This window comes from Enterobacter chuandaensis (assembly GCF_003594915.1).
GTDB classification, from domain to species: domain Bacteria; phylum Pseudomonadota; class Gammaproteobacteria; order Enterobacterales; family Enterobacteriaceae; genus Enterobacter; species Enterobacter chuandaensis.
Genome location: NZ_QZCS01000008.1, coordinates 132,337 through 156,140, shown reverse-complemented (window position 1 = coordinate 156,140; position 23,804 = coordinate 132,337). Strand labels below are relative to the sequence as shown.

The following is a 23,804-nucleotide window of genomic DNA, read 5'->3' as shown; positions in this document are numbered from 1 at the left end:
CTACGTCTTTGCATTTCGCCTGAAGCTAAACGACCACCGGTAACAGTGGCCTGACCTTTCTAGTTGTTACGCCTGCTGACAATCAGCGATAGCGCCAAGAACGACATCGTGCGACACTCCGCCGCGCACTTCACTCTTCCCTATTGCAAGCGGGAGTACAAGACGCATCTCACCTGCCAATACTTTTTTATCGCGCATCATGTGGGGTAAATACGCTTGCGCCGACATCTCCTGCGGCCCGGTTACCGGCAAACCTGCACGTTCCAGCAACGCGATGATACGTGCCGTCTCTTCAGGTTTAAACTGACCCAGACGTTCAGAGGTGCGGGCTGCCATGACCATGCCAGCCGCGACGGCTTCACCGTGCAGCCAGTTGCCATAACCCATCTCGGCTTCAATGGCATGGCCAAACGTATGCCCAAGATTCAGTAAAGCACGTAAGCCGGTTTCACGCTCGTCTGCCGCGACAACTTCTGCTTTCAGCTCACAACAACGACGAATGCAGTATGCCAGTTTCGCCTCATCCAGACGCAGCAGCGCATCCATATTCTCTTCAAGCCAGTTAAAGAACTCGCCATCCAGAATAATGCCGTATTTGATCACTTCAGCCAGACCCGAAGCCAGCTCGCGCTTCGGCAGGGTTTTCAGACAGTCGAGATCCACCACCACCGATGCGGGCTGGTAGAACGCGCCAATCATGTTTTTGCCGAGCGGATGGTTGACTGCCGTTTTGCCACCGACAGAGGAGTCAACCTGAGACAGCAACGTGGTTGGAATTTGAATAAAACGGACGCCACGTTGGTAGCTTGCGGCCGCAAAGCCGGTCAGATCGCCCACAACACCGCCGCCCAGGGCAAGCAGTGTTGTATCGCGACCGTGCGGTTTTTGCAGCAATGCGGTAAAGACGGTATCCAGTACCGTCAGGCTTTTATACTGCTCGCCATCGGGCAGAATCACACTGTCGACTTTTACGCCTGCCTGCTCAAGCAGATGGCGCACGCGGTCGAGATAAAGCGGAGCCAGCGTCTCATTGGTGACCAGCATCGCCTGATCACCCGCTTTAAGTGGTAAAAAGGAAGCTGGGTCGTTAAACAAACCAGCCGCGATGGTGATAGGGTAACTACGTTCCCCGAGAGTAACTGTAATCCTCTCCATGACGCGACATCCACCTTTAATGCTTTTACCCGCAGGCGAGTGTATATAAAGCCAGAATCAGTTGCTTTCCAGCATATGAATAATCTGGTTTGCAACCACTTTAGCGCTCTGATCGTCAGTACGAATGGTCACATCGGCAATCTCTTCATACAGCGGATTGCGTTCATCGGCCAACGCTTCCAGCACTTCGCGTGGTGGCGTTTCAACCTGCAGCAGCGGGCGCTTTTTATCGCGCTGCGTGCGTGCCAGCTGTTTCTCAATGGTCGTCTCAAGATAGACCACTACGCCACGGGCGGAGAGACGGTTGCGGGTTTCGCGAGATTTCACAGAGCCACCGCCTGTTGCCAGAACGATGCCCTGTTTTTCCGTGAGTTCGTTGATCACTTTTTCTTCTCGGTCACGGAAACCTTCTTCGCCTTCTACGTCGAAAACCCAGCCCACATCAGCTCCGGTTCGTTTCTCAATCTCTTGATCAGAATCGTAAAATTCCATATTGAGTTGTTGAGCTAACTGACGCCCAATAGTGCTTTTGCCGGCACCCATAGGCCCAACCAGAAAGATATTGCGTTTCTCTGCCATTTTATCGGTACTACTAAGACTATTCGTTAATGGTAATCCCTGCTTCGCAGACACCCAGCGTAGCAGGACATGAACTGAAACCTCATATGCAATAGAGCGAGAGTCAGACTAAAAATTATCTCAATACTCCGGCTTGTTTGGCAACTGATTAAATCACCGCGTCGGGCGCATAAGGTAATAAGACGTAAGTCAGACTCAAATCGGTACTCCTTGTATGCTAATTCATGCCCCACGTCAAACATCTGCAACAAACTGAATGCAAAATCATTGCGGGGATCGTCGCCCGTCAGTGAATACCGACCAGACGTGGCGTAATAAACACCACTAACTCACGCCGTTCGTTATCCTTACCATCGTGGCGAAAAAGCTGACCAAGCCAGGGGATTTTCCCCAGTCCAGGCACGCTGTCACTACCGGTTTTATTCTTTTGTGAAAAAATTCCCCCCAGCGCCAGCGTTTCTCCACTTTTTACCTCCACCTGGGTTTCAATCTCCTGTTTGTCGATCGCCAGCGTTTCGCCATCGGCCTGCTGCAGAACCTGCCCCGGCATGTTTTCACTGATGTGTAGCTTCAGACGCACGCGTCCACCGGGCAAGACCACGGGGGTGACCTCCATCCCGAGGACCGCCTCTTTAAACTCCACCGAAGTCGCCCCGCTTTCACCGCTTGAAACCTGATACGGGATCTCGCTTCCCTGCTTGATGCTGGCCGGTTGCATATGCGAGGCCAGCAGGCGCGGGCTGGCGATGATATCGACCTGCTGTTTTTGTTCCAGCGCCGACAGCTCCAGATCCAACAGCCTGCCGTTAATCCGCCCGATGTTAAACCCCACATGCGTGGTAGCACTGGCCACGGAAAGATCGCTGCCAAGCGTCGTGAGCTGTCCAACCTTGCCCGCTTCGGTGGCTTCGGCAAGATTCCACTTCACCCCCAGCTCTCGCAGGCTTTTTTCATTAATGGTGACAATGTGCGCCGCCAGTTCGACCTGCTCGACGGGAATATCCATCTGAGCCGCCCACTGCTGCAGCGTCTCCAGCACCGCCTTGTTATCCCTGATGAGCAGACGGTTGGTACGTTTGTCGACAGACAAACTCCCCTTTGGACTCAGGAGCTTTTCAGCCGCTTTTTGTAGCCCCCCGGCATCAGCATAAGAAAAAGGGATGCTGTGTGAGACCAGCGGCGCATCGAGCTGTCGACGCGTCTTCTCCTGTTCCGAACGCTCTCGCTGTTCACGCTGCCATGCTGCGGTATTAACATAAAAAATGCCGCCCTCCTCACGCAAAACGAGCCCGGCGCTGGTGACAACCGTCTGTAGCGCCTGCCGCCAGGGAACGCGGGTCAGGTTGAGCGAAAGCGTGCCGCTGACATCAGGCGATACCACCAGATTACGGTTCTCCTGTGCAACCAGCGCCTGCAACACCTGGACCACAGGAACGTCATCCACCACCAGCGTGACCGGCTTTGGCGCGGCGGCCCACAGCGGGTGGCTGAACGCCAGCAGCAACAGCACTATCCTTAACGTCATTTTTATCCTTTCCTTCTCGTTGCCACGTCCATTGTTCGGGTTCACATGTTTCGCCCACAGCAATGGACAGTTCCGTTTCATTTATGTCCGTTATCCGCCAGCCAGCCGGGAAACGCTCCTGCGCTTTCAGGCGATACCAGCGCTGTTGTCCATCCTGCAAAATGGCGATGGCCTGCTGCCCCTCCACCATTCCACGGTAGTGCCATCGCGCCAGCTCACCGGTGGCGCAAGGATCGTCCGGTGGACGAAACGGATCGCGCATGCCGGTCAATAACAGCGCGGAGCAAACCAGCAGATATTTCGCGCTATTTCGCATTATCTGGCTCCAGCGTCAGCAGCAGGCGTAACGCCGCGCCCTGGGGCGAAACAGTGAACGCAGCGACCTTCACATCCCGCTGTGCCAGCCGGGAAAAAACATGCGTGATCGTCTGCCACTCCGCGTCCAGCGCCAGTTCGCCTCCCTTCTGCAACGGTTTCCAGTGAACCAATGCCATGCCCTCGCCCTGAAAGTCGAGCGGTGAAAAGGGCGGCATCTCCACTGCCGCCTGGGTTTCCGGGCGAAACGGCACCTGGATGGCGACAGGCCAGAGCGACGCGTTAGTCCGCGCATTCTGTATCAGCTGTCGCTGTCGCTCCGCGCACTGCCGCTCTACTGGCCGGAGCAATATGCTCCACGCTGCCAGCACCACAAGAAAAATACCCAGCCCTCCGCAGGCCAGACGGCACCAGGGGCGGCTTGCACACCAGCGTTCTGACAAGGTGTTCACGCGTTATCCCTCACTTTTCAGGTGCAGCGTGAACATCCAGCGCCCCTGGCTATCCTGGCGGAGCTCCCCCTCAGGGCCAGGCATAAAGCCAGCGAGCTGTCCCAACCCATCGCGCAGGGCAGAGAGGGCCGGCAGGGTGGCGGCATACCCGATCAACATCAGCGCTGGAGGCTGATAACGCAGCTCTGTTAGCCAGACCTGCGTCGGAATGGTGCCGGAAAGGGATTCCAGTACCGGTTGCCATGCGCGTCGTTGCAGCATACGCGCAGGTTTCTGTGCCTCCGCAGTGAGTCTCTGACGAGAGACAAGCCCCCGCTGCACGGACTGCATTCCCACCAGTTGCGTTTGCAGCGCGCGCAGCGTCACGAGATGGTTCATTCGCAGAGTGAAAACGGCTATGAGCATCAGCAGCGATGCGCCGAAAAACACGGTTCCCCAGAAACGCAGGCATCGCGTGCGTCGCTGCTGACGCCAGGGAAGGAGGTTGGTGACGTTCATTCAGGCACCTCGCTCATGGCCAGCGCCAGCGCGACGGTATAGTCAGCCCCACTTTCGGGAAGAAGCGCATGGCAGCGCTGCAGCGTTTCCCATGGATTCCGTTGGGTATCAAACAGCGTAATGTCGTGCTGGTTGAGGGCCAGCAGCGCCGCCAGTTCAGCGACGTTTTCAGCTTCAGTGGTATAACGACGCCCCCACTGATGGCGCATGGCCCACAGCCATTGATGCGCATCCCGCCAGGCGACACACTGCGTCGGCCCCACCGCTGGCAGCAGGTTCGCCAGCGCGCTGGCGTCCGGGGTGATAGCCGCCAGCCGCAAACGTAGCGTTTTCGCCAGTGCCAGAAGCGTTTCAACCTCTTTGTTTTGTGCGGCAGTCACGTAAAACGTATTGCTGAACGTATCCTGGGTGTAATCAAAACAGAGGGACTCTGCCGACATCTCCAGTTCGCGCGAGAGCGCCGCCCCCAGCCACGTGAGTTGCTCGCTGTCGCGCAGGGCAACGGCTGGTCTGGGAAGCGCTTTTTGCAGGGTGCGTGCAGCCGGAAAGGAGAGAAACACCCGGTGATAGTGCGGCAACGTTTTCCGCCACTCGCGTAACGCCTCAACCAACTGTTCTGGCTGACTTATTTTGCCGTCGCGGATGATGCCTTCGGCCAGAGGAATGGCCCACCAGCGGCGTAAGCACCAGCCGGTTCGCGCCTTGACCAGCGCAACAATCAGCACCCTATCCTGTTGAATATGAACGCCCGTTTGCCATGTTTTTAAAGCCATGCTTCACGATCTCCTTATCGCCCGTCACCTTGACGGCTATATCAATGAATCAGGCTTGCCTTTATACTACCGCGCGATTGTTTAGAAACTGCCCAAGTGAAACCAAATGGGAAATCTCCGGTGAAGTTCGTAAAGTATTTATTCATCCTTGCAGTCTGTTGCATTCTGCTGGGAGCAGGCTCGATTTACGGTTTGTACAAATATATTGAGCCACAGCTACCTGATGTCGCCACGCTTCGCGATGTGCGGCTCCAGATCCCGATGCAGGTCTATAGCGCCGATGGCGAGCTGATGGCGCAGTATGGCGAAAAGCGTCGTATCCCGCTGACCTTAAACCAAATCCCCCCCGTCATGGTGAAAGCGTTTATCGCCACGGAGGACAGCCGTTTCTACGAGCACCACGGTGTCGACCCGGTGGGGATTTTCCGCGCCGCGAGCATTGCGTTGTTCTCCGGTCACGCCTCTCAGGGGGCGAGTACCATTACGCAACAGCTGGCGCGTAACTTCTTCCTCAGCCCTGAAAAGACGCTGACACGTAAGATCAAAGAGGTGTTCCTGGCGATTCGTATTGAGCAACTGCTGAGCAAGGACGAGATCCTTGAGCTGTATCTCAATAAAATCTACCTGGGCTACCGCGCCTATGGCGTGGGGGCTGCCGCACAGGTCTACTTCGGTAAGCCTGTTGAGCAGCTCACCTTAAGCGAAATGGCAACCATCGCCGGTCTGCCTAAAGCGCCTTCCACGTTCAACCCGCTCTACTCGCTCGATCGTGCCACCTCACGTCGTAACGTCGTTCTGTCACGTATGCTGAGCGAAGGCTATATCAGTCAGAGCGAGTACGACCAGGCGCGTAACGACGTTATTGACGCCAACTATCACGCTCCTGAGATCGCCTTCTCTGCCCCATACCTGACCGAAATGGTGCGTCAGGAGATGGTGAATCGTTATGGTGATAAGGCGTATGAAGATGGCTATCGCGTTTACACTACCGTCACCCGCAAAGTACAGCAGGCGGCCCAGGACGCGGTGCGCAATAACGTGATGGACTACGATATGCGTCACGGCTATCGCGGCCCGTCGAACGTGCTCTGGAAAGTGGGTGAGAGTGCCTGGGACAGCAAAAAAATCACCAGTACGCTGAGAGCGCTGCCAACTTATGGCCCGCTCCTTCCCGCCGTGGTGACGCAGGCCGATCCTCAGGAAGCCGTTGCGACGCTGGCGGACGGCACGTCCGTCTCCCTGCGTATGGACGGTATTCGCTGGGCGCGTCCATACCGTTCAGACACCCTGCAAGGGCCAACGCCGCGCAAAGTGACCGACGTGGTACAGACCGGGCAGCAAATCTGGGTGCGCAAGGTGGGCGATGCCTGGTGGCTGGCGCAGGTGCCGGATGTGAACTCGGCTCTGGTCTCTATCAACCCACAGAACGGGGCGGTAATGGCGCTGGTCGGCGGGTTCGATTTCAACCAGAGCAAATTTAACCGCGCCACGCAGGCGCTGCGTCAGGTGGGTTCCAACATCAAACCGTTCCTCTACACGGCTGCGATGGATAAGGGACTGACGCTTGCCAGCATCCTTAACGACGTACCGATCTCCCGCTGGGATGCTGGTGCTGGTTCCGACTGGCAGCCGAAGAACTCCCCTGCGCAGTATGCCGGCCCTATTCGTCTCCGCCAGGGTCTGGGACAGTCGAAAAACGTAGTGATGGTACGAGCCATGCGCGCAATGGGTGTCGACTATGCGGCAGAGTATCTGCAACGCTTCGGTTTCCCGGCGCAGAATATCGTTCGCACCGAATCGCTGGCGTTAGGTTCAGCCTCCTTTACGCCGCTTCAGGTCGCGCGCGGATACTCGGTGATGGCCAACGGCGGCTTCCTGGTTGACCCATTCTTCATCAGTAAAATCGAGAATGACCAGGGCGGCGTGCTGTTTGAAGCGAAGCCGAAAATTGCTTGCCCTGAGTGTGATATTCCGGTCATTTACGGCAACACGCCGAAATCCGATGTGCTCGAAAATAAGGACATGGAAGACCCTGCTGTTTCTCAGGAGCAGCCGAATATCGTCGTGCCGCAGCCGCAGCTGGAGCAGGCTAACCAGTCGCTGGTGGCGCAAACCGGCGCGCAGGAATACGCCCCGCACGTGATCAACACGCCGCTGGCGTTCCTGATCAAGAGCGCGCTGAACACCAACATCTTCGGTGAACCAGGCTGGCAGGGTACCGGCTGGCGAGCAGGACGCGATCTGCAGCGTCACGATATCGGCGGTAAAACCGGAACGACCAACAGTTCGAAAGATGCGTGGTTCTCCGGCTACGGTCCGGGCGTGGTAACGTCAGTCTGGATCGGTTTCGACGACCACCGCCGTGACTTAGGTCGTACGACCGCCTCCGGCGCGATTAAAGATCAGATTTCCGGTTACGAAGGCGGCGCCAAAAGCGCGCAACCCGCCTGGGATGCGTACATGAAATCCGTGCTTGAAGGCGTGCCAGAGCAGCCGCTGACGCCGCCTCCGGGCGTGGTGACCGTTAATATTGACCGCAGCACCGGCCAGCTCGCGAACGGCGGTAATAGCCGTGCCGAGTATTTCATCGAAGGTACGCAGCCAACCACACAGGCGGTGCACGAGGTGGGTACAGAGATTATTGATAACGGCGAGACGCACGAGCTGTTTTAAGCATAAAAATGCCCGGTAAAAACCGGGCAAAGAAATCCAGGCCGGGCAAGGCGAAGCCGCCACCCGGCTTTTTTATGTCCTACAGCCGCCCTTGCCCCTTCAGCCACTCGCGAACCAGGAACAGCGCACTCACGTTGCGAGCTTCGTTAAAGTCAGGGTCCTCAAGCAGATCCATCAGATGCGCCAGCGGCCAGCGAACCTGCGGCAGCGGCTCTGGTTCATCGCCCTCCAGTGATTCTGGATAGAGATCTTCCGCGACCACGATGTTCATTTTGCTGGAAAAATAGGACGGCGCCATGCTCAGCTTTTTCAGGAACGACAGCTCGTTCGCGCCAAACCCCACCTCTTCTTTCAGCTCGCGGTTTGCCGCTTCAAAAACCGTTTCACCCGGGTCGATGAGCCCTTTTGAGAACCCAAGCTCGTAAGATTCCGTCCCCACGGCGTATTCGCGGATCAAAATCAGATGATCGTCGACGATAGGGACGATCATCACCGCTTCGCGCGAAGAGGGGCGCATACGTTCATAAACACGACGCACACCGTTGCTGAACTCCAGATCCACACTCTCGACATTAAACAGGCGCGATTTGGCGACAGTTTCAACATTCAGAATGGTGGGTTTTTGTAGTGGTTTGCTCATCTTGATGGGGTCTTAGCAGTGTGAACTGGCTTTATTGTGCGATATGCCGCACGGTTTCGGCAATGTCAATTGTTCTTTATTTACATTTATGCAACGTATTCGGGATCAATCCTCAATTCAAAACAAATGTCAAGAGGTTGAAATGTTTCCAGGAATTTGCTGATATCGCGCCATGACAGGCTTTGCTATCATCACCGGTCACTGGGATGCGCTTCAGAATGCTCAAGTTCGACTCCATACTTGCCGATAGCCAGCCACAGACTCTCATTCAATGTAAAGGTGCTACTGACTACACCTGTAAGATAAGTAAGATGGGGAAAGCATGAGCACCATTTTGATTGTTCTCGCTGCTATGCTGGCCAGCGCATTGATTGCAGGATGGCTGTACAGGCGACGCGCGCAGCGCCGTTACCGGCTGCCTTTTTTAAATGCCTTCGCGGGGGCGACAACCCGTAAACTCACGCAAGACGAACGTGATGCGGTTGAAAACTATCTCGAAACGCTTAACCGTTCTCAGTTAACGCCCGGGCCGACGGGGGCTACTGCTGCGCCTGTCGCACTGAAGCTTAACGCGCAGAGTGATACCGTGCTCTGCGTAACGCGCTCCATCACACGCTATGGTATCACCACCGATGACCCTAACAAGTGGCGCTACTATCTCGATTCCGTCGAAGTGCACCTGCCTCCGTCCTGGGAGCAGTACATTAACGACGAAAACAGCGTTGAGCTGATTCACACCGATTCGCTGCCGCTGGTTATCTCGCTCAACGGCCATACTCTGAATGATTATCTTCACGAAGCCCCGCGCTTTGCGCTGGAGCGCGCGAGTTCAACGCAGGCCTCCATTCGTGGTGAAGAGACCGAGCAGATTGAACTGCTGAACATTCGTCAGGAGACGCATGAAGAGTACGCCCTGAGCCGTCCGGACGGCATTCGTGAAGCCATCCTGATCGTTGCCGCTTTCCTGCTCTTTTTTGTCTGCCTGCTGACGCCGGACGTGTTTGTTCCATGGCTGGCGGGGGGCGCAGTGCTGCTTCTGGCTGCCGGGCTGTGGGGGATCTTTGCCCCGCCAGCAAAAACCTCGTTGCGAGAGATCCACTGCCTGCGCGGCACGCCAAAGCGCTGGGGCCTGTTCGGCGAAAACGATCAGGAGCATCTCAACAATATTTCGCTCGGTATCATCGACCTGATTTACCCGCGCCACTGGCAGCCGTGGATCGCGCAGGATTTAGGGCAGAAAACCGACATTGATATCTACCTTGACCGCCACGTTGTGCGTCAGGGGCGCTTCCTGTCTCTGCATGATGAAGTCAAAAACTTCCCGCTTCAGCACTGGCTGCGCAGTACGGTTATCGCCGCAGGCGCCGCGCTCGTATTCATCATGCTGCTGCTTTTCGTGCCGCTGGATATGCCTATCAAATTCACCCTGTCGTGGATCAAAGGGGCGCAGACCATCGAAGCGACCAGCGTGAACCAGCTCGATGAAGCGGGTGTACGTGTAGGCGATACGCTGCGCCTGAAAGGCACCGGGATGTGTAACATCCACACTCCGGGGGCGTGGAACACGCGCCAGAACTCACCGTTCATGCCGTTCGACTGCTCGCAAATTATCTGGAACGACGCGCCGCCGCTGCCGCTGCCGGAATCTGAAGTGGTGAATAAAGCCACGGCGCTGACCCAGACGGTCAACCGCCAGCTGCACCCGAAACCGGATGATGATTCACGCGTCAGCCCCGCGCTACGCTCGGCCATTCAGAAATCAGGCATGGTGCTGCTGGATGACTTCGGCGACATTGTCCTGAAAACTCAGGATTTATGCTCCTCGCAGGATGAGTGTGTACGCCTCAAAAACGCGCTGGTTAACCTCGGGAATAGCAAAGACTGGGACTCGCTGGTAAAACGCGCCGAAGCGGGACGGCTGGATGGCGTTAACGTGCTGCTGCGTCCGGTCAGCGCGGAGTCGCTGGATAACCTGGTCGCCACCTCGACATCGCCGTTTATGATGCGTGAAACCACCCGTGCGGCTCAGGCGCTCAACAGTCCGGCGCCGGGTGGCTTTGTGATTGCCAGCGATGAAGGCAGCGACCTGGTCGACCAGCCTTACCCGCAGGTCGCGCTGTATGACTATCCGGCACAGGAACAGTGGGCCCAGTTCCAGCGTCTGGCACAGATGCTGATGCAAACCCCGTTCAGTGCCGAAGGGATCGTCACCGGTATTTATACCGATGCCAACGGTACCCGCCATATCGGCCTGCACCGGATGCCGGACAGCGCAGGTCTGTGGCGTTACATTGGCACCTCTCTGCTGATGCTCGCCATGCTGGTTTCCATTTTCTGGAACGGTTTTATGGCCCTGCGCCGCTACCAGCGCTCGCGCACGCGTCTGGCTGAGATCCAGCAATACTACGAAAACTGCCTTAATCCTAAGCTGATCCCCTCCTCTGAGAGCCTGATCTGATAACGTCGTTGCGCGACAAGATGTGCTACCCTGTCGCGCACGTTTCTTCTGGCTGGAGTTCCCCTTATGCATCTTGATATCGCCTGGCAGGAGGTCGACACGGTTCTGCTGGATATGGACGGCACGCTGCTCGATCTCGCCTTTGATAACTATTTCTGGCAAAAGCTGGTGCCGGAAACCTATGGCGAGCAGCAGGGTATTTCCCCGGCAGAAGCGCAGGCGTTCATTCGTTCGCAATATAGCGCGGTACAACATACGCTAAACTGGTACTGTCTTGACTACTGGAGCGAGCGCCTCGGTTTGGATATTTGTGCCATGACCACCGCCCAGGGACCACGCGCCGTGTTGCGCGAAGATACGGTTCCGTTCCTGGATGCGCTGAAAGCAAGCGGCAAGCGCCGTATTTTGCTGACCAACGCGCATCCGCATAACCTGGCCGTGAAGCTGGAGCATACGGGGCTGGCGTCGCACCTTGATTTATTACTTTCCACCCACACATTTGGTTATCCGAAAGAGGATCAGCGGTTGTGGCATGCGGTGAAGGAAGAGACCGGTTTGCAGCCGGAGCGCACGCTGTTCATTGACGACAGCGAGCCCATTCTGGATTCTGCGGCAGCATTTGGCATTCGCTATTGTCTGGGCGTTACCAATCCTGACTCTGGCTTGGCTGAAAAAAGCTATCTGCGACATCCTGGACTGAACGACTACCGCCAGATGATCCCCTCACTGACCGTGAAGGAGACGCCATGAAAGAAAAACCCTCTGACGGGGTAAGACTGGATAAATGGCTGTGGGCAGCCCGTTTTTATAAAACGCGCGCCCTTGCCCGCGAGATGGTTGATGGCGGTAAAGTGCATTACAACGGCCAGCGCAGTAAGCCGAGCAAGCTGGTTGAGTTGAACGCTACCTTAACGCTGCGCCAGGGCAACGATGAACGTACGGTAGTGGTTAAAGCCATTACCGAACAGCGGCGGCCCGCATCGGAAGCCGTACTGCTTTATGAAGAGACGGCTGAAAGCATTGAAAAGCGCGAGAAGACCGCGCTGGCGCGCAAAATGAATGCGCTGACGATGCCTCACCCGGACCGGCGACCGGATAAAAAAGAGCGCCGCGATCTGATGAAATTTAAACACGGTGAGACTGAGTAACACTCACCCGCACGAGAGATGAAAATGGCCCAACACGACCAATTACACCGCTATCTGTTTGAACAATTCGCCGTGCGCGGCGAGCTGGTCACCGTATCCGAAACCTGGAAACAGATTCTGGAAAACCACAACTACCCGCTGCCGGTGAAGACCCTGTTGGGCGAACTGCTGGTTGCCACCAGCCTGCTGACCGCCACGCTGAAGTTTGCCGGTGATATCACCGTGCAGCTGCAGGGCGATGGCCCGATGACGCTGGCAGTGATCAACGGTAATAACCAGCAGCAGATGCGCGGCGTGGCGCGCGTTCAGGGCGACGTGCCTGAAAATGCAGATCTCAAAACGCTGGTGGGCAATGGCTACCTGGTGATCACCATCTCCCCGGAGGAAGGTGAACGCTATCAGGGCGTCGTTGGTCTGGAAGGTGATACCCTGGCAGCCTGCCTGGAAGACTACTTCATGCGCTCCGAACAGCTGCCAACGCGTCTGTTCATCCGTACCGGTGAAGTGGACGGCCAGCCTGCTGCGGGCGGCATGCTGCTGCAGGTTCTGCCTGCACAGGATGCGCAGACCAATGACTTTGAGCATCTGGCGACGCTGACCGAAACCATCAAAGCGGAAGAGCTGTTCAACCTGTCGGCGACCGACGTGCTGTGGCGTCTGTATCACGAAGAAGAAGTGACCGTGTACGACCCGCAGGCGGTGGAATTCAAGTGCACCTGCTCCCGCGAACGCTGCGCTGGCGCATTGAAAACCCTGCCGGATGAAGAGATCGACAGCATCATGGCGGAAGACGGCGAAATTGATATGCACTGTGACTACTGCGGTACGCACTACGTGTTCAATTCAATGGATATCGCTGAGATCCGCAATAACGCCTCTCCGGCGGATCCGCAGGTTCATTAAACCTCTGTCCCCCTCACCCTAACTCTCTCCCCTTTGGGGAGAGGGCTGGGGTGAGGGGCTGCCCCCAAAAGCTGAATCGTTTTCATAATGTAACCCTTACGTAATTTTCTTACATGTATGCGATTACATTCACATTCCTTCCGATAAAATCACCAGCCTTTAACCTTTTCGGAACATTTTCCCCAACCAAAAAGCGTTTCCTGCGATAATCCGCCTGCACTGTGACTGGAGTCGCAGCGTTTTCCGTTAGTAAGGGTTTTGTCCAGATGCATAAATCTATGAGCCCCGTCGCGGTTAACATCCCCAGAAAGACCCTACAATTTCAGGCAGTACATATTGGCTAAGGAGCAGTGATATGCGTGTTACTGGTTTAACCCCGCAAGATCTCAAGGCTTATGGTATTCACGACGTCCAGGAAGTCGTCTACAACCCCGACTACGATACGCTGTATCAGGAAGAGCTCAATCCAGCACTGGAAGGATACGAGCGAGGTGTGTTGACGAATCTTGGTGCTATCGCCGTCGATACCGGTATTTTTACCGGTCGTTCGCCGAAAGATAAGTATATCGTCCGAGACGAAACCACTCGCGATACGCTGTGGTGGGCTGACAAAGGCAAAGGGAAGAACGACAACAAACCGCTCTCCCCGGAAACCTGGCAGCATCTGAAAGGGCTCGTCACCCATCAACTTTCCGGCAAGCGTCTGTTCATCGTCGACGCTTTCTGCGGCGCTAACGCCGACACCCGCCTTTCCGTGCGTTTCATTACCGAAGTGGCCTGGCAGGCGCATTTCGTTAAGAATATGTTTATTCGTCCGACCGACGAAGAGCTGCAGGACTTCACGCCTGACTTCATCGTGATGAACGGTGCGAAATGCACCAACCCACAGTGGAAAGAGCAGGGTCTGAACTCCGAAAACTTCATTGCCTTCAACCTGACCGAGCGTATTCAGCTGATCGGCGGTACCTGGTACGGCGGCGAAATGAAGAAAGGGATGTTCTCGGTCATGAACTACCTGTTGCCGCTGCGCGGTATCGCCTCCATGCACTGCTCGGCGAACGTCGGCGAGAAAGGCGACGTGGCGGTGTTCTTCGGTCTTTCCGGAACCGGGAAAACCACCCTCTCCACCGATCCAAAACGTCGTCTGATTGGCGATGACGAGCACGGTTGGGACGATGACGGCGTGTTTAACTTCGAAGGCGGCTGCTACGCGAAAACCATTCGCCTGTCTGAAGAGGCCGAGCCGGATATCTTCCACGCGATCCGCCGCGACGCGCTGCTGGAAAACGTCACCGTACGTGCCGACGGCTCTATCGATTTCGACGACGCGTCGAAGACCGAAAACACCCGCGTCTCTTACCCGATCTACCACATCGACAACATCGTCAAGCCGGTGTCAAAAGCGGGCCATGCCACGAAGGTGATTTTCCTGACGGCGGATGCGTTCGGCGTGCTGCCACCGGTTTCCCGCCTGACGGCCAGCCAGACGCAGTACCACTTCCTCTCCGGCTTTACCGCCAAGCTGGCGGGTACCGAGCGTGGCGTCACGGAGCCAACCCCAACCTTCTCCGCCTGCTTCGGCGCGGCATTCCTGTCGCTGCACCCGACGCAGTACGCGGAAGTGCTGGTGAAGCGCATGCAGGCCTCCGGCGCGCAGGCCTACCTGGTGAACACCGGCTGGAACGGCACCGGCAAGCGTATCTCTATCAAAGATACCCGCGCCATTATCGACGCCATTCTGGATGGTTCTCTGGATAACGCCGAAACCTTCACGCTGCCGATGTTTGATCTGGCCATTCCGACGGAACTGCCGGGCGTGGACACGCGTATCCTTGACCCGCGCAACACCTACGGATCGCCGGAGCAGTGGCGCGAGAAGGCGGAATCGCTGGCGAAGTTGTTTATTGAGAACTTCGAGAAGTATACCGATACACCGGCAGGCGAAGCGCTGGTGAGTGCGGGACCGAAGCTGTAGGTAAAAGCAAAAAGGCAACGAAAGTTGCCTTTTTTAATGTTTTCTCCCTCTCCCCGTGGGAGAGGGCCGGGGTGAGGGCATCAGCCCGCACCTTTTTTAACTCTCTTTCACCTGCCCTCGCGTCACCGGCACCGGTAACCAGGCGCGAATGCTTAACCCACCCCGCTCGCTGGTACCAATCTCCAGCAACCCGTTATGGTTATCGATAATACGCTGCACGATCGCCAGGCCTAAGCCCGTTCCGCTGGTGCTGCGCGCGCTGTCGCCGCGCACAAACGGCTGGAACAGATGCTTACGCTGCTCAGGCTTAATGCCCGGACCGTCGTCCTCCACCTGGAACCAGGCGCGGTTGAGTTCAGACCCGCTGCTGACTTTAATCCAGCCATTGCCGTAGCGCGCCGCGTTGACCACCATGTTGGCGACCGCACGTTTGATCGAGAGCGGGTGCATACGAACCTGAATTTCACCGGCCTGCAGGTCGGTATCAATCTCGCGCTCGTAGCCGCTTTCCGCCGCCACCACTTCACCCAGCACCGCGTTCAGATCCGCCATCTCCATCGGCATCTCCTGCCCGGTACGCAGGTAGTCAATGAACTGCTCGATGATGGCATTACACTCTTCGATGTCCTTGTTGATGGACTCGGCGAGATAACCGTCCTCTTCCCCCATCATCTCCGTCGCCAGGCGAATACGCGTCAGCGGCGTGCGCAGGTCATGACTGACCCCCGCCATCAGCAGCGTACGGTCGTCAGCCAGCTGCTTCACGCCTGCCGCCATATGGTTAAACGCGCGCGTTACTGAACGCACTTCAGAGGCGCCATACTCGCGCAGTGGGGGTGGAATAATGCCTTTACCGACCTGCAGCGCCGCGTGCTCCAGGTCGACCAGCGGTCGGTTCTGGATACGGATAAACAGCCACGCGCCGCCTATCGCCAGCAGCATAATCGCCAGGGTGTAGCGGAACAGCGGCGAGAAGTCGCCCTGATGGATTTCGGTCAGCGGAACGCGCACCCAGATATTGGGTGACAGCCAGGTTTTCAGCCAGACGACGGGCGAGCTTTTGTTGACCTCAACGCGCACTTCCGTTGGGCCACCTAGCTGCTGCGCCATCTGCTGGCTGAGGAATTCATAGTGCTGCGCCCAACGCAGGCCAGCGTCTTCTGCCGCTTCATTGGAATAGAGCGAAATGCCCAGCTCACGGTAGATTTCACGGCGAAACGCCGGGGGAACAACCAGCTGCGTGCCGTCCTCCAGCTGCAGCTTATCGGTCATCAGCATACGCACTTCGTAGGCCAGGACCTTATTAAACTGCTGGAGGCTCGGCAGGATCGCAAAGTTCAGCACCACCAGGTAGGTCGTCACCAGGCTGACGAACAGCAGGGTGACGATCAGTAACAGGGTGCGGGCAAACGAGCTTCGCGGCGAGAAGCGCATTCGCCTCATGCTTTAGAGCCGTCCGGGACGAACACGTAGCCCAGACCCCATACGGTCTGAATATAGCGAGGATGCGCCGGATCTTCTTCCACCATGCGGCGCAGGCGGGAGATCTGCACGTCGATGGAGCGTTCCATTGCGGAATATTCGCGACCGCGCGCCAGGTTCATCAGCTTGTCGCGGGAAAGCGGCTCGCGCGGGTGGCTGACCAGCGCTTTCAGTACGGCAAACTCTCCGCTGGTGAGCGGCATTGGCTCATCTTCACGGAACATCTCACGGGTGCCAAGGTTCAGCTTGAACTTGCCGAAGGCAATGACGGCTTCTTCCTGCGACGGCGCGCCCGGCAGCTCGTTCGCCTGACGGCGCAGCACGGCGCGAATACGCGCCAGCAGTTCGCGCGGGTTAAACGGTTTAGGAATATAGTCGTCCGCGCCGATTTCGAGGCCTACAATACGGTCAACCTCTTCACCCTTCGCCGTCACCATGATGATTGGCATCGGGTTGCTCTGGCTGCGCAGACGTCGGCAGATGGAAAGCCCGTCTTCGCCAGGCAGCATCAGGTCAAGGACCATCAGATGGAAAGATTCACGGGTCAGCAGACGATCCATCTGCTCAGCGTTCGCGACGCTACGAACCTGGAAGCCCTGCTCGGTCAGATAACGCTCAAGCAGCGCGCGCAGGCGCATGTCGTCATCCACGACCAGAATTTTGTAGTTCTCTTGCATTGTGTGTACTCCCAAAGGTTCGGATAGTCTTTGTAACAGCGTATTCTAAAAAAGTGCACGTATTCGACCAGCGAATTCTGGTATAAATTCTAGTCGAAATTGTTACAAAGCATATTTAACAGCAGCTTATCTGCTCATTTCATCACATAAATCATTATTATTCCTGTCTGTTACACTGTGTGGTACGTATTGTGCGCAAAGACAGAAAACCGGCAGCAAAGGCTTCACCATGAAAACGCCCCTGATCACCCGCGAAGGGTACGAAAAACTTAAAAAAGAGATGGATTACCTCTGGCGCGAAGAGCGTCCTGAAGTGACCAAAAAGGTGACCTGGGCGGCCAGCCTGGGCGATCGCAGCGAAAATGCGGACTATCAGTACAACAAAAAGCGACTGCGTGAGATCGACCGCCGGGTACGCTACCTGACCAAGTGCCTCGAAAATCTCAAAATTGTCGATTACTCCCCGCAGCAGGAGGGCAAAGTGTTCTTCGGCGCGTGGGTGGAGATAGAAAACGATGACGGTGATACCCTGCGTTTTCGCATCGTCGGTTACGATGAAATTTTCGGTCGTAAGGATTACATCTCTATCGACTCCCCGATGGCCCGCGCGCTGCTGAAAAAAGAAGTGGGTGACCTGGCCGTCGTTCAGACCCCCGCCGGTGAAGCCAGCTGGTATGTCAATGAGATCGTCTACGTAAAATAGTCCGAGAGCGCCCTCCCCGGCTGGCATTTTGCCGTGTCAGCCCGTATAACTATCCCCTGATTTTTGACCCACAAGATGATAAAGCCATGATGAAAGATTCGCTCTGCCGCATTATTGCGGGTGAACTTCAGGCCAGAGCCGAACAGGTAGAAGCTGCCGTTCGCCTGCTTGATGAAGGGAACACCGTGCCGTTTATTGCACGTTATCGTAAGGAAGTCACCGGCGGTCTGGATGACACGCAGTTGCGTAACCTGGAGACCCGTCTGGGCTATCTGCGCGAACTGGAAGACCGACGTCAGGCAATCCTCAAATCCATCGGCGAACAGGGCAAGCTGACCAGCGAGCTGGAAAGCGCCATTAACGGCACCCTGAGCAAAACCGAACTCGAAGATCTCTATCTGCCCTACAAACCGAAGCGCCGCACGCGCGGGCAGATTGCGATTGAAGCGGGCCTTGAGCCGCTGGCCGATCTGCTGTGGAACGAACCTTCTCACGACCCGGATGCCGAAGCGGCGAAATTCATCGACGCCGACAAAGGCGTCGCCGACACCAAGGCCGCTCTGGACGGCGCGCGCTACATTCTGATGGAGCGCTTCGCCGAAGACGCCGCACTGCTCGCCAAAGTGCGTGATTATCTGTGGAAGAACGCCCACATCGTCTCTACCGTCGTCGCAGGTAAAGAGGAAGAAGGCGCGAAATTCCGCGACTACTTCGATCACCACGAACCGATTTCAACCACCCCTTCACACCGCGCGCTGGCGATGTTCCGCGGCCGCAACGAAGGCGTGCTCCAGCTCTCCCTGAACGCCGACCCGCAGTTTGACGAGCCGCCGAAAGAGAGCCACTGCGAGCAGATCATCATCGACCATCTTGGCCTGCGCCTGAACAACGCCCCGGCGGACAGCTGGCGCAAAGGCGTGGTGAGCTGGACCTGGCGCATCAAGGTGCTGATGCATCTGGAAACCGAGCTGATGGGCACCGTGCGCGAGCGCGCAGAAGATGAAGCGATCAACGTCTTCGCCCGTAACCTGCACGACCTGCTGATGGCTGCCCCTGCGGGCCTGCGCGCCACCATGGGTCTCGATCCGGGCCTGCGTACCGGCGTGAAGGTCGCAGTGGTTGACGGCACCGGCAAGCTGGTGGCGACCGATACCATTTATCCGCATACCGGGCAGGCAGCGAAAGCCGCCGTCGTGGTGGCGGCGCTGTGCGAGAAGTACAACGTGGAGCTGGTTGCCATCGGTAACGGCACGGCGTCCCGTGAAACCGAACGTTTCTACCTCGACGTGCAGAAGCAGTTCCCGAAAGTGACGGCACAGAAAGTGATCGTCAGTGAAGCGGGGGCATCCGTCTATTCCGCGTCCGAGCTGGCGGCGCAGGAGTTCCCGGACCTGGACGTTTCCCTGCGCGGTGCGGTTTCTATCGCACGCCGCCTGCAGGATCCGCTGGCCGAACTCGTGAAGATCGACCCGAAATCCATCGGCGTGGGCCAGTACCAGCACGACGTGAGCCAGACGCAGCTGGCGCGCAAGCTGGATGCGGTGGTGGAAGACTGCGTAAACGCCGTCGGCGTTGACCTGAACACCGCCTCCGTTCCCCTGCTGACCCGCGTGGCGGGCTTAACCCGCATGATGGCGCAGAACATCGTCGCCTGGCGCGATGAGAACGGCCAGTTCCAGAACCGTCAGCAGCTGCTGAAGGTGAGCCGTCTTGGGCCAAAAGCCTTTGAGCAGTGCGCGGGCTTCCTGCGCATTAACCACGGCGATAACCCGCTGGATGCCTCTACCGTTCACCCGGAGGCGTACCCGGTTGTTGAGCGCATCCTGGCCGCGACTCAGCAGGCGCTTAAAGACCTGATGGGCGACAGCGGCGCCCTGCGCAACCTGAAAGCGGTGGACTTCACCGACGACAAATTCGGCGTGCCTACCGTCACCGATATTATCAAAGAGCTGGAAAAACCGGGCCGCGATCCGCGTCCTGAGTTCAAAACGGCGACCTTTGCTGACGGCATCGAGACCATGAACGATCTCCTGCCGGGCATGGTGCTGGAAGGCGCGGTGACCAACGTCACCAACTTCGGCGCGTTTGTGGATATCGGCGTGCATCAGGACGGTCTGGTGCATATCTCTTCCCTTGCCGACAAGTTCGTTGAAGACCCGCACACCGTGGTCAAAGCGGGCGACATCGTGAAGGTGAAGGTGCTGGAAGTGGATCTGCAGCGCAAGCGTATTGCCCTGACCATGCGTCTGGACGAGCAGCCGGGCGACACCAACGCGCGCCGTGGCGGCAATGGCGGAGGCCGCGAGCAGCAGCGTCCGGCCGCGAAAGCCGCAAAACCGCGCGGGCGTGACGCCCAGCCTGCGGGCAACAGCGCAATGATGGATGCGCTGGCGGCGGCGATGGGTAAGAAACGCTAAGGCAACACCCCCCTCACCCTAACCCTCTCCCCAAAGGGGAGAGGGCCGGGGTGAGGGGAAAAATTATATCGTAAAATATGAAACCGATTGCATATCCATATTTAAACCACGAATTATCACCTCGTTAACAAATACCCTTCTTTTTATTTTCACCTCAATTCCGTAAATATTGAGCAAGGTCAAGCAGACCGCAAATTAATACGATTAACAACATCCGGTCACATTTTAATTATTGCTGATAAAAACTATTCTCATTATCATCGCAGTGTAGATTATTTAACCTCTCGTGGAATCAGGCATTATGCAATTCACTCCAGACAGTGCATGGAAAATTACCGGTTTTACCCGCGAAATTAGCCCAGCCTATCGGCAAAAGCTGCTGTCGCTGGGCATGCTGCCGGGCTCGTCATTCCAGGTCGTACGCGTGGCGCCGTTAGGCGATCCTGTTCATATCGAAACCCGACGCGTCAATCTGGTTCTGCGTAAAAAAGACCTCGCATTAATAGAAGTCGAAGCCTTATCCCGATAACAAGCCAGCGGTTTCAGTGAGTCTAAAAAAATGAAAAAGTTAACTATTGGCTTAATTGGCAATCCTAATTCCGGCAAGACAACGTTATTTAACCAGCTGACGGGGGCGCGTCAGCGCGTAGGCAACTGGGCGGGCGTGACGGTTGAACGTAAAGAAGGCCAGTTCACGACAACGGACAATCAGGTCACCCTGGTTGACCTTCCCGGCACCTACTCCTTAACCACGATTTCGTCGCAAACCTCGCTCGATGAGCAGATCGCCTGTCATTACATTTTGGGCGGCGACGCGGATCTGCTGATTAACGTAGTTGACGTCTCCAACCTCGAGCGAAACCTTTACCTGACGCTGCAACTGCTGGAGCTGGGGATCCCCTGCATCGTGGCGCTCAACATGCTCGACATTGCGGAAAAACAAAAGCTGCGCATCGACGTCGATGCGCTCTCCGCGCGCCTGGGCTGTCCGGTGGTTCCGCTGGTCTCAACGCGCGCTCGCGGTATCGACGCCCTGAAGCTGGCGATTGACCGTCACGCGGGAAACCGCGACGTTGAGCTGGTGCACTACGCCCAGCCCCTGCTGCGCGAAGCCGATCTGCTGGCGCAGGAGATGGACAACAGCATGCCTGCGAAACAGCGTCTGTGGCTCGGCCTGCAGATGCTGGAAGGGGATATCTACAGCCGCGCTTACGCCGGGCATGCGGCAGATAAGCTGGACGCGACGGTGGCCCGTCTTAGCGACGAGCTGGACGACCCGGCGCTGCACATCGCCGATGCGCGTTATCAGGCCATCGCCTCGATTTGCGACGTTGTCAGCAACGCCCTGACGGCAGAGCCCAGCCGCTTTACGGCGGCGGTGGATAAAGTTGTGCTTAACCGCTTCCTCGGTTTGCCCATCTTCCTGCTGGTGATGTACGTGATGTTCCTGCTCGCCATTAACATCGGTGGCGCACTCCAGCCCATTTTCGACGCCGGTTCCGTCGCGGTCTTCGTGCACGGTATTCAGTGGGTGGGTTACACCCTGCACTTCCCGGAATGGTTAACCATCTTCCTCGCACAGGGGATCGGCGGCGGTATCAACACCGTTCTGCCGCTGGTGCCGCAGATCGGCATGATGTACCTGTTCCTCTCGTTCCTGGAAGATTCCGGCTACATGGCCCGCGCCGCGTTCGTCATGGATCGTCTGATGCAGGCGCTGGGTCTGCCGGGTAAATCCTTCGTCCCGCTGATTGTCGGCTTCGGCTGTAACGTGCCGTCGGTAATGGGCGCACGCACGCTTGATGCGCCGCGCGAGCGCCTGATGACCATCATGATGGCGCCGTTTATGTCCTGCGGTGCCCGTCTGGCAATCTTTGCGGTCTTTGCCGCAGCCTTCTTTGGCCAGCAGGGCGCGCTGGCGGTCTTTTCGCTGTACGTGCTGGGCATCGTGATGGCGATCCTGACTGGTCTGATGCTGAAGCACACCATCATGCGCGGTGAAGCATCACCGTTTGTAATGGAGCTGCCGGTCTATCACGTTCCGCATCTGAAAAGCCTGGCGATCCAGACCTGGCAGCGCCTGAAAGGCTTCGTGCTGCGCGCCGGTAAGGTGATTGTCATCGTCAGTATCTTCCTGAGCGCGTTGAACAGCTTCACCCTCACCGGTCAGGCGGCAGACAACATCAACGACTCTGCCCTTGCCTCCGTCAGCCGCGTCATCACGCCGGTCTTCAAACCGATTGGCGTGCAGGAGGATAACTGGCAGGCGACCGTGGGCCTGTTCACCGGTGCGATGGCAAAAGAGGTGGTCGTCGGGACGCTGAACACGCTCTACACCGCAGAGAACATTCAGGAGCAGGAATTTAACCCGGCGGAGTTTCACCTCGGTGACGAACTGCTGGGTGCCGTAGAGGAAACCTGGCAGAGCCTGAAAGACACCTTCAGCCTGAGCGTGCTGGCGAACCCGATTGAGGCCAGCAAAGGCGACGGCGAAATGGCGACCGGTGCCATGGGCGTGATGGGCGAGAAGTTTGGCAGCGCGTCTGCGGCCTACAGCTACCTCATCTTTGTTCTGCTTTATATTCCGTGCATCTCAGTGATGGGGGCGATTGCCCGCGAGTCCAGCCGCGGCTGGATGGGCTTCTCCATCCTGTGGGGGCTGAATATCGCTTACTCGCTGGCGACGCTGTTTTATCAGACCGTTAACTTCAGCCAGCACCCGCGCTACAGCCTGGTCAGCATTCTGGCGGTCGTCCTGTTTAACGTAATTGTAATTGGCCTGCTGCGCCGGGCGCGGAGCCGCGTTGATATCAACCTGCTGGCGACGCGTAAAACCCCGGCCACCTGCTGCAACAGCCCGGCTGGCGACTGTCACTAAGGGGGAAAACAGATGGCATCGTTGATTCAGGTTCGTGACCTGCTGGCGCTTCAGGGGCGGATGGAGGCAAAGCAGCTCAGCCTCAGCCTGCATACGCCGCAGCCGATGATCGATGCCATGCTGGAACGCCTGGAAGCGATGGGTAAAGCCGTGCGGATTCAGGAGGACGCGGAGGGTTGCCTCTCCGGCAGTTGTAAAAGCTGCCCGGAAGGAAAGGCCTGCCTCAGGGAGTGGTGGGCACTGCGCTAACAAAGCCGGGCATTGCTGCCCGGCTTTATCGTATTACTTATAGACGTCCGCAGTAGCGCGAACGTTTTTGGTCTGTTTTTCTGCGCTGGTGACGACGTAGTATGTCCCGCCCAGCTCATCCGCTTTCTTCGACAGCTCTTTTCTTGCATCCATCGGCGCAGTGGTGTCAGACGTAGAAATCTCACCAATTTTCGTCAGATTCATCCCGGCAACTTTATCTTTTTCCAGCTCTTTCGCTGCAAAGACGCCAAATGACAGTGACCCAATAACCAGAGAAGTGACAATACCTGTAACAAGTTTCATA

At 57.0% G+C, this 23,804-nt stretch carries 22 protein-coding genes; 11 read left to right on the top strand and 11 right to left on the bottom strand.

Features of this window, described 5'->3' with window-relative positions:
- Positions 1 to 66: 66 nt before the first annotated feature.
- The 7 genes from aroB to D5066_RS14370 all read right to left on the bottom strand — a co-directional run bounded on the left by aroB (position 67) and on the right by D5066_RS14370 (position 5,297).
- Entirely contained in the window at positions 67 to 1,155 is a 1,089-nt protein-coding gene (aroB, locus tag D5066_RS14405; RefSeq protein ID WP_041911921.1) for a 3-dehydroquinate synthase, read from the bottom strand.
- A 57-nt stretch (positions 1,156 to 1,212) separates the two neighbouring features.
- Complete coding sequence (gene aroK / locus D5066_RS14400; RefSeq protein ID WP_003861630.1) at positions 1,213 to 1,734, bottom strand: shikimate kinase AroK; 522 nt, start codon at positions 1,732 to 1,734, stop codon at positions 1,213 to 1,215.
- 286 nt (positions 1,735 to 2,020) lie between these two features.
- Positions 2,021 to 3,259 carry a DNA uptake porin HofQ gene (gene hofQ, locus D5066_RS14390; RefSeq protein WP_119916349.1) on the bottom strand — a complete coding sequence of 413 codons (1,239 nt, stop codon included), beginning with the start codon at positions 3,257 to 3,259 and terminating at the stop codon, positions 2,021 to 2,023.
- Positions 3,171 to 3,575, bottom strand: a complete 405-nt coding sequence (locus D5066_RS14385) for a HofP DNA utilization family protein (protein WP_119916348.1) — start codon at positions 3,573 to 3,575, stop codon at positions 3,171 to 3,173. The genes hofQ and D5066_RS14385 overlap by 89 nt, the downstream gene beginning before the upstream one ends.
- On the bottom strand, positions 3,565 to 4,026 hold the full coding sequence (locus D5066_RS22925; protein WP_165853349.1) for a HofO family protein: 462 nt from the start codon (positions 4,024 to 4,026) through the stop codon (positions 3,565 to 3,567). Before D5066_RS22925 ends, D5066_RS14385 begins: the two co-directional genes overlap by 11 nt.
- Before the next feature lie 3 nt (positions 4,027 to 4,029).
- On the bottom strand, positions 4,030 to 4,524 hold the full coding sequence (locus D5066_RS14375) for a PilN domain-containing protein (RefSeq protein ID WP_119916347.1): 495 nt from the start codon (positions 4,522 to 4,524) through the stop codon (positions 4,030 to 4,032).
- Positions 4,521 to 5,297 (bottom strand): type IV pilus biogenesis protein PilM, encoded by a 777-nt coding sequence (locus D5066_RS14370; RefSeq protein ID WP_119916346.1) that lies wholly within the window; start codon positions 5,295 to 5,297, stop codon positions 4,521 to 4,523. The genes D5066_RS14375 and D5066_RS14370 overlap by 4 nt, the downstream gene beginning before the upstream one ends.
- Before the next feature lie 120 nt (positions 5,298 to 5,417).
- Between D5066_RS14370 and mrcA the strand changes: the two genes are divergently transcribed.
- Positions 5,418 to 7,970: a peptidoglycan glycosyltransferase/peptidoglycan DD-transpeptidase MrcA gene (gene mrcA / locus D5066_RS14365; protein WP_119916345.1), complete on the top strand. Its 2,553-nt coding sequence runs from the start codon at positions 5,418 to 5,420 to the stop codon at positions 7,968 to 7,970.
- A 79-nt stretch (positions 7,971 to 8,049) separates the two neighbouring features.
- On the opposite strand, the gene nudE is transcribed toward mrcA, so the two are convergent.
- Positions 8,050 to 8,610 (bottom strand): ADP compounds hydrolase NudE, encoded by a 561-nt coding sequence (nudE, locus tag D5066_RS14360; protein ID WP_008503041.1) that lies wholly within the window; start codon positions 8,608 to 8,610, stop codon positions 8,050 to 8,052.
- 322 nt (positions 8,611 to 8,932) lie between these two features.
- On the opposite strand from nudE, the gene D5066_RS14350 reads away from it, so the two are divergent.
- The 5 genes from D5066_RS14350 to pckA all read left to right on the top strand — a co-directional run bounded on the left by D5066_RS14350 (position 8,933) and on the right by pckA (position 15,094).
- Positions 8,933 to 11,068, top strand: coding sequence for an intracellular growth attenuator family protein (locus D5066_RS14350; RefSeq protein WP_119916344.1), 2,136 nt, complete (start codon positions 8,933 to 8,935; stop codon positions 11,066 to 11,068).
- A 66-nt stretch (positions 11,069 to 11,134) separates the two neighbouring features.
- Positions 11,135 to 11,818, top strand: coding sequence for a GMP/IMP nucleotidase (yrfG, locus tag D5066_RS14345; RefSeq protein ID WP_080329043.1), 684 nt, complete (start codon positions 11,135 to 11,137; stop codon positions 11,816 to 11,818).
- Positions 11,815 to 12,216 carry a ribosome-associated heat shock protein Hsp15 gene (gene hslR / locus D5066_RS14340; RefSeq protein WP_080329044.1) on the top strand — a complete coding sequence of 134 codons (402 nt, stop codon included), beginning with the start codon at positions 11,815 to 11,817 and terminating at the stop codon, positions 12,214 to 12,216. The genes yrfG and hslR overlap by 4 nt, the downstream gene beginning before the upstream one ends.
- Before the next feature lie 18 nt (positions 12,217 to 12,234).
- Positions 12,235 to 13,119: an Hsp33 family molecular chaperone HslO gene (gene hslO / locus D5066_RS14335; protein WP_162269339.1), complete on the top strand. Its 885-nt coding sequence runs from the start codon at positions 12,235 to 12,237 to the stop codon at positions 13,117 to 13,119.
- Between the two features lie 355 nt (positions 13,120 to 13,474).
- Positions 13,475 to 15,094 carry a phosphoenolpyruvate carboxykinase (ATP) gene (gene pckA, locus D5066_RS14330; protein ID WP_045259359.1) on the top strand — a complete coding sequence of 540 codons (1,620 nt, stop codon included), beginning with the start codon at positions 13,475 to 13,477 and terminating at the stop codon, positions 15,092 to 15,094.
- Positions 15,095 to 15,190: 96 nt separating this feature from the next.
- Here pckA and envZ read toward each other — a convergent pair whose 3' ends face one another.
- Together envZ and ompR are read right to left on the bottom strand one after the other, a co-directional pair.
- On the bottom strand, positions 15,191 to 16,537 hold the full coding sequence (gene envZ / locus D5066_RS14325; RefSeq protein WP_023309494.1) for a two-component system sensor histidine kinase EnvZ: 1,347 nt from the start codon (positions 16,535 to 16,537) through the stop codon (positions 15,191 to 15,193).
- On the bottom strand, positions 16,534 to 17,253 hold the full coding sequence (ompR, locus tag D5066_RS14320; RefSeq protein WP_001157751.1) for an osmolarity response regulator transcription factor OmpR: 720 nt from the start codon (positions 17,251 to 17,253) through the stop codon (positions 16,534 to 16,536). Before ompR ends, envZ begins: the two co-directional genes overlap by 4 nt.
- A 229-nt stretch (positions 17,254 to 17,482) precedes the next feature.
- Here ompR and greB point away from each other — a divergent pair, with 229 nt between their 5' ends.
- From greB to feoC, 5 genes are all read left to right on the top strand, one after another.
- A complete protein-coding gene (gene greB / locus D5066_RS14315; RefSeq protein ID WP_014885539.1) occupies positions 17,483 to 17,956 on the top strand; it encodes a transcription elongation factor GreB in 474 nt (157 codons plus the stop codon).
- A gap of 86 nt (positions 17,957 to 18,042) precedes the next feature.
- The gene (locus D5066_RS14310; RefSeq protein ID WP_119916343.1) at positions 18,043 to 20,373 is read left to right on the top strand and encodes a Tex family protein; all 2,331 of its coding nucleotides are present in this window, start codon (positions 18,043 to 18,045) and stop codon (positions 20,371 to 20,373) included.
- Between the two features lie 301 nt (positions 20,374 to 20,674).
- A complete protein-coding gene (feoA, locus tag D5066_RS14305; protein WP_008503050.1) occupies positions 20,675 to 20,902 on the top strand; it encodes a ferrous iron transporter A in 228 nt (75 codons plus the stop codon).
- Between the two features lie 30 nt (positions 20,903 to 20,932).
- Positions 20,933 to 23,251 carry a Fe(2+) transporter permease subunit FeoB gene (feoB, locus tag D5066_RS14300; RefSeq protein WP_119916342.1) on the top strand — a complete coding sequence of 773 codons (2,319 nt, stop codon included), beginning with the start codon at positions 20,933 to 20,935 and terminating at the stop codon, positions 23,249 to 23,251.
- Positions 23,252 to 23,263: 12 nt separating this feature from the next.
- Positions 23,264 to 23,500 (top strand): [Fe-S]-dependent transcriptional repressor FeoC, encoded by a 237-nt coding sequence (gene feoC / locus D5066_RS14295; RefSeq protein WP_047743474.1) that lies wholly within the window; start codon positions 23,264 to 23,266, stop codon positions 23,498 to 23,500.
- A 33-nt stretch (positions 23,501 to 23,533) separates the two neighbouring features.
- Here feoC and D5066_RS14290 read toward each other — a convergent pair whose 3' ends face one another.
- On the bottom strand, positions 23,534 to 23,803 hold the full coding sequence (locus D5066_RS14290) for a YdgH/BhsA/McbA-like domain containing protein (RefSeq protein ID WP_023309499.1): 270 nt from the start codon (positions 23,801 to 23,803) through the stop codon (positions 23,534 to 23,536).
- Between the last annotated feature and the right edge of the window lies 1 nt (position 23,804).